This window comes from Stenotrophomonas sp. HMWF003 (genome assembly GCF_003061285.1).
Classification (GTDB): Bacteria; Pseudomonadota; Gammaproteobacteria; order Xanthomonadales; family Xanthomonadaceae; genus Stenotrophomonas; species Stenotrophomonas maltophilia_AP.
Window position 1 is genome coordinate 1 of sequence record NZ_QAIW01000195.1, and the last position, 8,087, is coordinate 8,087.

General features: G+C 67.8%; 7 protein-coding genes. 4 read left to right on the forward strand and 3 right to left on the reverse strand.

The window, feature by feature from the left end; all coding sequences use genetic code 11:
* The 4 genes from DBR34_RS07990 to DBR34_RS08005 all read left to right on the forward strand — a co-directional run.
* Positions 1–1,353, forward strand: a 1,353-nt coding sequence (locus DBR34_RS07990; protein WP_343125607.1) for an alanine/glycine:cation symporter family protein, incomplete at its 5' end; no start/stop codon positions are given.
* A gap of 52 nt (positions 1,354–1,405) precedes the next feature.
* A complete protein-coding gene (locus tag DBR34_RS07995; RefSeq protein WP_258223751.1) occupies positions 1,406–2,185 on the forward strand; it encodes a TrmH family RNA methyltransferase in 780 nt (259 codons plus the stop codon).
* A 574-nt stretch (positions 2,186–2,759) separates the two neighbouring features.
* The gene (locus tag DBR34_RS08000; protein ID WP_258223748.1) at positions 2,760–3,755 is read left to right on the forward strand and encodes a hypothetical protein; all 996 of its coding nucleotides are present in this window, start codon (positions 2,760–2,762) and stop codon (positions 3,753–3,755) included.
* A gap of 43 nt (positions 3,756–3,798) precedes the next feature.
* Positions 3,799–5,265 carry an alanine/glycine:cation symporter family protein gene (locus DBR34_RS08005; protein WP_128096397.1) on the forward strand — a complete coding sequence of 489 codons (1,467 nt, stop codon included), beginning with the start codon at positions 3,799–3,801 and terminating at the stop codon, positions 5,263–5,265.
* Positions 5,266–5,309: 44 nt separating this feature from the next.
* On the opposite strand, the gene DBR34_RS08010 is transcribed toward DBR34_RS08005, so the two are convergent.
* The 3 genes from DBR34_RS08010 to DBR34_RS08020 form a co-directional block, all read right to left on the reverse strand.
* The gene (locus DBR34_RS08010) at positions 5,310–6,731 is read right to left on the reverse strand and encodes a M28 family peptidase (RefSeq protein ID WP_128096398.1); all 1,422 of its coding nucleotides are present in this window, start codon (positions 6,729–6,731) and stop codon (positions 5,310–5,312) included.
* 367 nt (positions 6,732–7,098) lie between these two features.
* Positions 7,099–7,503: a large-conductance mechanosensitive channel protein MscL gene (mscL, locus tag DBR34_RS08015; RefSeq protein WP_128096399.1), complete on the reverse strand. Its 405-nt coding sequence runs from the start codon at positions 7,501–7,503 to the stop codon at positions 7,099–7,101.
* A gap of 54 nt (positions 7,504–7,557) precedes the next feature.
* Positions 7,558–8,087: fumarylacetoacetate hydrolase family protein (locus DBR34_RS08020; protein ID WP_258223749.1), on the reverse strand; the 530-nt coding region annotated here is incomplete at its 5' end.

An 8,087-nucleotide genomic window follows, 5' to 3' on the forward strand; every position in this document is an offset into this window, starting at 1 on the left:
GATGGTGGCCACGGCAAATGCCAGGGCGTACCACTTCATGCCCATCGCTTTTTCGATGTAGTACGCCGGGCCACCGCGGTAGCGGCCTTCGGCGGCCCCGGTGCGATCTTCTGGATGTGGGTCATGGGCTTCCTCGGTGCCTCCACCTCGTACGTGGAATGCACCCTGGCCCAGATCTACAAGACCAAGGACGCCGAAGGCCGCTACCGCGGTGGCCCGGCGTACTACATCGAAAAAGCGATGGGCATGAAGTGGTACGCCCTGGCATTTGCCGTGGCCACCATCATCGCCGCCGGCTTCCTGATGCCCGGCGTGCAGGCCAATGCCATCGCCGACAGCATCATCAACGCCTGCCGTGGCGGCGCCCTGTGCGGCCCGCTGGATGGCCAGGTGATGGGCATGGGATCGGTCCAGGCGCTGAAGCTGGGCATCGGCATCGTGGTGGCGCTGCTGCTGGGCGTGGTCATCTTCGGCGGGGTCAAGCGCATCGCCAACTTCGCCGAAGTGGTGGTGCCGTTCATGGCCGCCGCGTTCATCCTGATGGCCATCGTCATCATGATCATCAACTACGACCGCGTGCCGGAAATGTTCGGCATCATCTTCGACAGCGCCTTCGGCACGCACGCTGCGTTCGGCGCCATGATGGGCCTGGCCGTGGAGTGGGGCATCAAGCGCGGCATCTATGCCAATGAAGCCGGCCAGGGCTCGGGCCCGCACGCCGCGGCGGCCTCGGAGGTCTCGCACCCGGCCAAGCAGGGCTACGTGCAGGCCTTCGCGATCTACTTCGACACCATGATGGTGTGCACCGCCACCGCCTTCCTGATCCTGGCCAGCGGCACCTACAACGTGTACTCGCCGGTGGAAGGTGCCGCCCCGATCTTCCAGGGCCTGGCCGGTATCCCCGAAGGTGCCGGTTACGCACAGGCGGGCGTGGAAGCGGTGCTGCCGGGGTGGGGCGCCTCGTTCGTGTCGCTGGCGATCTTCTTCTTCGCCTTCACCACGATCATGGCCTATTACTACATGGCCGAAACCAACCTCAGCTACATCAACCACAACCGCAAGCGCCCGCTCACCGTGCTGGTACTGCGCCTGGGCATCATCGGCATGGTGGTGTTCGGTGCGTTCCACAACGCCACCCTGGCGTGGGCGCTGGGCGACATCGGCGTGGGCCTGATGGCCTGGTTGAACATCATCGCCATCCTGATCGTGCAGAAGCCGGCGATGCTGGCGCTGCGCGATTACGAACGACAGAAGAAGCTCGGCCTGGATCCGACCTTCGACCCCGATGCATTGGGCATCAAGAACGCCGATTTCTGGCGTCAACGCAAGCTGGAGTTGTCCCGTAGTGAATGATCCCTGGAAGAATGCCCGCCGCCCGTCTTCGCGGCCGCCGCGGGCCACCCCGCTGCCCCCGCGCGAGGGTGGCACGCCGCCACCGCCGGGGCGGGGCAACGACGAGCTGCGCCTGTACGGCTGGAATGCCGTGCAGGCCCTGTTCGACAAACGCCCGCAGGCGCTGCGCAAGCTGTACCTGGCCGAATCGCTGATCCCGCGCCTGCAGCCCATGCTGAAGTGGTGCGTGTCCAACCGCGTCGGTTACCGCGTGGTGGAAGAGGGCGACCTCAACAAGCTGGCCGCCACCACCCACCACGAAGGCGTGGTGGCCGACGTCCTGCGCGCGCCGATGCTGGAGCTGGGCGAGTGGCTGGGCACGCTGCCGGCCGGCACGCCGGCGCTGGCGCTGTGGCTGGACGGCGTGGGCAACCCGCACAATTTCGGCGCGATCCTGCGCTCGGCGGCGCATTTCGGCGTGGCCGGCCTGCTGCTGCCACCGGGCTCCACCCTGGCGTTGTCCGGCGCGGCCGCGCGCGTGGCGGAAGGCGGCGCCGAATCGGTACCGCTGGTGCGCCTGCCGGCAGTGCCGCAGGCGATGCAGCAGCTGCGCGAGACCGGCTTCGGCCTGGCCGCGACACTGGTGGACGGCGGCGACAACCTGTTCGCCAGCGACGTGCCGGCACGCCTGGTGTACGTGATGGGTGCCGAAGGCGAAGGCATGGACCGTGAGCTGGCGCAGGACTGCGATACGCAGGTGTCCATTCCGGGCACCGGCGCAGTGGAAAGCCTCAACGTGGCGTCGGCGACAGCGGTGCTGTTGGCGCACTGGTATGGACGTCAGGCACGCTGAGCAGGTGGTTTTCGGGTAGCGCGCCTGCGCGCTTGCCCAACGCGGTGTGATCGGTGTCACCGATAGTGTTGTGACTACAGCCGATTCGGATTTTTCGCATAGTGCGCTGGCCATGAGCTGCGTCACAGTGCTCGGCGGTGCTGTGTTGGGTAGGTGAGGAGAGACACCCACCCAGCGCGGCGCCGTTGTCCGGATCTCAGCCAGTCTGTGACGCTCACCGCGTGGGGTGTGACGAGTCCCGGTAGCCCGGTCGTTTTTCGACCGGGCTTTTTTATGCGCGACCGCCTGCACACGATCCCGGGTAGAGCCACCCATGGGGGGCTGCACGTACCCCACGAACACCCCATCTCCACGTTCCCGTCATTGCTCCACGCAATGAACAAGGCCGTTGCGATCATCGACCAAGAACGCAGAACAGCACCATCGCGCGTGATGCGAAATGGCGTGCGTGCGGCTCCGCACAGATCGGAAAAAACAGGGGTTTCGCACGTTGTTGCCGCCCGACGCGCTGTGCAGATTGGCACGGCGGTGTGCTTGAGCACCGTCTTCTTTCCAGTCTCACGGGAGCCTTGGCATGACCTTGTCCGCGTTGTCCTTTCATCGTGTCGCCGCGCCAGCGCTGGTGGCCGTTTTCATGGGGCTTGCCGCCCCGCACGCCGCTGCGCAGGTGCGCAGCCTTGACGGTGTGAACTTCACCGGCCCGCTGGTCACCGCCAACCCGGCCGGGGTGCCGCGCGGCCACTGGTACATCGAGCCCTACCTGGTCCGCGTCGACAGCGATGCCGGTTACGACGCCAACGGCCGCCGCCAGCGCAGCAGCGACAGCGGCGCCTGGCTCACCGTGGTGCCCATCGCCTACGGCATGGGCGAGCGTGTCACCGCGCAGGTCAACCTCAGCGCCGCCCGTGCCGACGCGGCCGGCGCGCGCAGCGGCGCGGTACGTGCCGGTGACACCACCGCACGGCTGCAGTACCTGCTGCAGGCCCCCAGCGCCGACGGCACGCGCCCGGCCATTTCGGTGGCGCTGCTGCAGCGCTTCGCCACCGGCAGCTACGACCGCATCGGCGGCAATCCACTCAACGCCCAGGGCGATGGCGTGCAGCGCACCACCTTCGCACTCGGTGTGCAGCAGGTGCTGTGGATGCCCAACGACCGCCCGTTGCGCTGGCGTGGCCAGCTCAGCGCCAGCCCGGCACCGGCACGCGTGGCGCTGCACGACAGCAGTGTGTACGGCACCGATCCCGGCTTCCGGGGCAGCATCGCGCGCGGCTCGTTGCTGGGTCTGTCGTTGGGGGCCGAGTACAGCTTCAACGCGCGCTGGGTGGCCGCGCTGGACATCACCGCCAGTCGCGAGAGTGACCAGCACATCACCGGCTATGCCCCCGGCAGCGAGGGCCTGCGCAGCATCAACCAGCGCCGGCCGTCCAGCAGCAACATCAGCCTCGCACCGGCCGTCGAATACCACTTCAGTCCGTCGCTGGGGCTGATCGCCGGCGTGGAGTTCAGCGTGGGCGGCCGCAACAGTGGCGCGTTCGTCAGCCCGCAGATCGCGCTCGGGATGTTCTTCTGATGCGCGCGCCCTCGATCCTCCGCAGCACCATCGGGAGCCGCCCATGACCGTCGAATCCATCGTGGCCCGCCTGCTCGACCTGGTCTGGAGCCCGGCGCTGGTGGGGCTGTGCCTGTTGGCTGGCCTGTACTTCAGCGTGCGCACCCGTTTCATCCAGCTGCGTGCATTGCCGGACATGCTGCGCCTGTTGTTCAGTTCCAGCAGCTCGGCTTCCGGGGTGTCCTCGTTCCAGGCGCTGAGCCTGTCACTGTCCAGCCGGGTCGGCGTCGGCAACATCGCTGGCGTCGCGATGGCGATTGCCTACGGCGGTCCCGGTGCGATCTTCTGGATGTGGTGCGTGGCCTTCCTCGGGGCCAGCAGCGCCTTCATCGAATCCACCCTGGCGCAGATCTACAAGGAGCGTGATGCCAACGGGCAGTATCGCGGCGGCCCCGCGTATTACATCGAACGCGCACTGGGTCAGCGTTGGTACGCCGTGGCCTTCGCGATCAGCGCGGTGATCGGCTGCGGGCTGTTCCTGCCGGGCACCCAGTCCAACGCGATCGCCAGCGCGCTTGACGGCGCCTGGGGCATTCCCGCCAGCGCATCGGCGGCCGGTATGGTGGTCGTGGTCGGGTTGGTGATCTTCGGCGGCGTGCGCCGCATCGCCAACGTGGCGCAGGTGGTGGTGCCGGTAATGGCGATCGGCTACCTGCTGGTGGCTGCGGTGGTGATGGCGCTCAACGTGGACGCGCTGCCGGGCATGGCGCGGCTGATCGTCGACAGCGCGTTCGGTACCGACGCCGCGTTTGGCGCGATGATCGGCACTGCCATCCAGTGGGGCGTGCGTCGCGGGGTGATGTCCAACGAGGCCGGCATGGGCAGCGGCGCGCATCCGGCCGCGGCCGCCGAGGTCTCGCACCCGGTCAAGCAGGGGCTGGTGCAGGCGTTCTCGGTCTACATCGACACCCTGGTGGTGTGCAGCGCCACCGCGTTCCTGGTGTTGTCCACCGGTGCCTACAACGTGTACGACCCGACCGCAGCCAGCCACGCCGGCATGCTGGTGGCGAACGTGCCCGGGCTGGCTGCGGGGCCGCACTTCGTGCAGCACGCGGTGGAATCGGCGTTGCCCGGGTTCGGGACGGCCTTCATCGCCCTGGCGATCCTGCCCTTCGCGTTCAGCACCATCCTGGCGCTGTACTACAACGCCGAAACCAATGTGGTGTACCTGTGCCGCAACCAGCATCGGCCGTGGGTGCTGCGGCTGTTCCAGGTGGCGTTCCTGGGCGTGGCGACGTGGTCGGCGGTCAACACCGCAACGGTGGCGTGGTCGCTGGGCGACATCGGCGTCGGCCTGATGAGCTGGTTGAACATCATCGCGTTGCTGCTCTTGCAGAAGCCGGCGTTGGCCGCATTGCGCGACTACGAGAAGAGCCGGCGTGCCGGCATCGATCCGGTGTTCAACCCGCAGGCGGCCGGCGTTGCCCGGGCGGAGCTGTGGAACGAGATCGCCGCGCGCGGCGGCAAGTGAGCAGGGCAGGGACCGTGGCCTGGCGCCACGGTCCCTGCGGGCTGTCATTCGTTCGGCGGCGTGGTCGGCTTGGCTTCGCTGCCGAAGCTGCCGTCGGCCTCGGCGGCCAGGTAGGCAAACACGGTGTAGGCGGCTACGTTCTGTGCCAGTGCCGCCGGGTCGATCTTGTCCAGGGTGTCGTCGGCGGTGTGGTGCAGGTGGAAGTAGTCGCTGCCGTCCTGCGCCAACCACGCCCAGGCACCGCCCTTGGCGGCCAGCGGGCCTACGTCGGGGCCCGGGCCGCCCTTGTCGGCGGCGTACTCGATGCCCAGCGGCTTGAGCACCTCGGCGATCTGGCGGGTGGCGTCGCGCGAGCCCTGCGGGTTCGGCGAGCCGGTGTTGAAGGCGTAGATGCGGCCGGCGCCGAAGTCGCTCTCGGCGGCCAGCTGGTGCAGCACCACGTCCTTGGCATGCGCCTCGGCATAGGCCTTGCCGCCGTACAGACCCTGTTCCTCGTTGGCGAACGCCACCACGCGGATGGTGCGCTTCGGCGCCTGCTTGAGCTGGCCGATCAGATGGCCCGCGGCCATGGTGATGCCCACGCCGGCGCCATCATCCACCGCGCCGGTGCCCAGGTCCCAGGAATCGAGGTGGCCGCCGATCACCACGACTTCCTTGGGCAGGCTGCGCCCGGTGATTTCGCCGATGACGTTGTACGAGGTGGCCTTGCCGTCCCACCCGCAATCCAGGCTCAGCTTCAGCGTGGTACTGCCGAGGGCGACCAGGCGGGCGAGCTGGTTGGCATCGGGAACCGACAATGCGGCGGCCGGTACCGGCGTCAGGCCCTCGTCGAAACGGGTGATGCCGGTGTGCGGCACGCGGTGCGAATCGGTACCGGCCGAGCGCATCACAAAGCCCACCGCGCCCTTGCGGATCGCCTCGGACGGACCCTTGCTGCGCACGGCGCCCCCGTTGCCGTAATCACGGCCGTCGCGGTAGGCGGTCATCTGGTAGTCGACGAAGGCGATCTTGCCCTTCAATGAGCCTTCCGGCGCGGCCTGCAGCGCAGCCAGGTCGGCAAAGCGGACCACCTCGGCCTCGACCGTGCCGCCCGGGCTGCCGCCCAGCGCGGTAATGGTCAGCGGCTGGGCGTGCTTGCCGATCACCTGGGCGTGTTCACTGCGGCGCTCCCACTTGGGGAAGGTCACCGGCTCGGTCCAGACCTTGTCGAAGCCCAGTGCCTTGAACTTGGCCACGGCCCAGGCCACGGCGCGGGCATCGGCTTCGCCACCGGCGATGCGCGGGCCGATCTCGGTGGTGAGCGACTCGACCACCTTCCAGCCGGTGTCGTCCTTGAGGGCCTGCTCGCGCAGTTCGGCGGCGGTGGCCAGCGATTTGGGCGCCAGCGTGGTGGGGCCGGTCGCCGCGAACGCCGGGGCGGCCAACAGTGCGAGGGAGGATGCGATGGCAAGGACGCGGCGACGCATGGACAGCTCCGGAAAGCAGGACAGAAGCGTCCGAGCTTAGCAGCCTGCCTGCGCCCCGCATGGGCGGTAGGTCATGGTTGTGCGGACGCTGTTTTCCATACGCGAAAGCCCCGCCGGGGCGGGGCTTTCGCATGGGCATCGGCAACCGCCAGAACCACGCCGGTGGTGCCGGACGCTGGACGGCTGCGCATGAACCGGACATCGCACAGACCGGTAGTGCCGGCCGCTGGCCGGCTCTGCATGAACCCATCATCGCGCGGACCGGTAGTGCCGGCCGCTGGCCGGCTCTGCAGACATCCAGCATCGTCTGGAGCCGGCCAGCGGCCGGCACTACCCGTGGGCGTCCTGATTGGCTGCGGACCGTGTCTCAGCGCTTCAGGTTGTCGCGGATTTCGCGCAGCAGCAGCACTTCTTCGGCCGGTGCGGCCGGTGCGGCTTCCTTCTTGCGGGCGAGGCGGTTGATCACCTTGACCACCAGGAAGATCGCGAACGCCACGATCAGAAACTGTACCAGCGTGTTGAGGAAGTCACCGTAGCCGATCACCACCGCGGGAATTTCCTTGCCGTCCGGTGCCAACCGTGCCGGTGCAAGAGTCCAGGCAAGCTGCGAAAAATCCACCCGCCCGATCAGCCAGCCCAGCGGCGGCATGATGATCTTGTCCACCAGTGCGGTGACGATCTTGCCGAACGCCGCACCGATCACGACACCGACCGCCAGGTCGATGACGTTGCCACGCATGGCAAATTCCTTGAACTCGGTAAACATTCCCATCGGGCTCTCCTGTGGCGGGTAATCAAATGACGGCGCAGCGTAACGCAGCAGGTGTCATCCGGCGATGATGCCGTGGCGCTCGGCTACATTCTCCAGGCGCGCGCTGAAACGGTCGCCGGGCTTCAGTGCTGCCACGCCGGCCGGGGTGCCCATGAAGACCAGGTCGCCGGCCTTCAAGGCCCACAGTTTGGACAGCTCGTGGAGGATCTCCGGCACGTTCCAGATCATCTGGTCCAGCAGCGATTGCTGGCGCACTTCGCCGTTGATTTCCAGCGACAGGTTGAGCGCGGCCAGGTCGCCCACTTCACCGGCCGGCACCAGTTCGCTGATCGGCGCGGAATGATCGAAGCCCTTGGCCGGGTCCCACGGATGCCCCTTGGCCTTGGCTGCTGCCTGCAGGTCGCGGCGGGTCAGGTCCAGGCCGACGCCGTAGCCGAACACCAGCGCCTCGGCCTGGTCCACCGGCAGTTCGCCGGCCGGCGCGTCGCGACCGATCGCCACCACCAGCTCCACTTCGTGGTGCAGGTCGCCGGTGGCAGGCGGGTAGGGGATCACATCGTCGTGCCCGACCACGATCGCATCGG

What these genes read in the sequence shown, in the direction of transcription:
- DBR34_RS08005 (WP_128096397.1), top strand. Translation starts at nt 3,799, where the DNA reads ATGACCGTCGAATCCATCGTGGCCCGCCTGCTCGACCTGGTCTGGAGC.
- DBR34_RS08000 (WP_258223748.1), top strand. Translation starts at nt 2,760, where the DNA reads ATGACCTTGTCCGCGTTGTCCTTTCATCGTGTCGCCGCGCCAGCGCTG.
- DBR34_RS08010 (WP_128096398.1), bottom strand. Translation starts at nt 6,731, where the DNA reads ATGCGTCGCCGCGTCCTTGCCATCGCATCCTCCCTCGCACTGTTGGCC.
- mscL (WP_128096399.1), bottom strand. Translation starts at nt 7,503, where the DNA reads ATGGGAATGTTTACCGAGTTCAAGGAATTTGCCATGCGTGGCAACGTC.